Origin of the sequence: Burkholderia sp. E168m23 (assembly GCF_016586125.1) — a bacterium.
GTDB classification, from domain to species: domain Bacteria; phylum Pseudomonadota; class Gammaproteobacteria; order Burkholderiales; family Burkholderiaceae; genus Burkholderia; species Burkholderia orbicola.
Genome location: NZ_BCPP01001507.1, coordinates 1 through 958, shown reverse-complemented (window position 1 = coordinate 958; position 958 = coordinate 1). Strand labels below are relative to the sequence as shown.

1 pseudogene is annotated in these 958 nt (G+C 65.0%); it reads left to right on the top strand.

The features are described from left to right. Nucleotides 1-342: 342 nt before the first annotated feature. Nucleotides 343-958, top strand: a pseudogene (locus JMF90_RS38510) (DNA-binding response regulator); the annotation flags it as partial.

Genomic DNA, 958 nt, shown 5'->3' with positions numbered 1-958 from the left:
AGCCGGAACAGATCCGCGCGGAAGTCGACGAGTTCGCGAAGAGCTACGAAGACCCGAAGGAAGTGGTCGTATAACTTCGTATAATGTATGCTATACGAAGTTATTACGGAAAACCGTCGAACAGTCGTCCAGATGAACGGTGCGGAAAACCCGCGGTGCCCGGCATGAACGCGGCGCAATGGCGCCGTGCACCGTGCTGCGCAGCAGCAACGTGCGGCGCACCGTTCAAATGGATGGGGCTGGCGAGCGTTCCGGCGCCGTGGCCCGCCAAAAAAGCTGCTGGCTATAATCGGCCGGTGTCGTTGCGCATATCGGCAGCCCGACCGGGCAGGGGAGCGGAAAGTGAGGATCACGACGGATATCGGGCAGGATCTCGACGCGCTGCGCGACGTGCCGGCCGCCATCGTCCTCGACGAATTCGCGTGGCCGCCGCGGCCGTCCCGGCGTGCCGATTTCGACGGCGTCGCGCGCGGCGACGCGCCGCGGCGCGAACTCGGGCTGATGCTGCTCGATCTGTATGCGGTAGCCGCGCAGTCCGCCATCGGCGAATTCGAATGCCGGTTCTTTTCGCTGCTGCAGGCGCTCTTTCCGTTCGATGCCGCGTGGACCGGCGTCGCGACCCACGTGCCGACCGGTCCGGTGATGCACAACAGCTTTTTGTACCGGTTGCCGCACGCGTTCTTCACCGACTGGAAGCGCGTGCGGGATTGCGATCCGCTCGCGCACCGCACGTTGCACGGCGCGCACGGCCGCGCGGTGCGGCTGACGGTCGTCGAGCCGGGGCTCGATGCGCGGTTTCGCGACTGGTGCGTGAAGTACGGGCTCGCGCAATTGATGTGCGTGTGTACGCTCGATCGCCGCTTCGGCCTGACGACGTTCATGTCGATCTATCGCCAGGGCCTGAACCGGCCGTTCAGCGACGACGACGCGCGGTGTTTCGAGGAAGTGATCCCGCATC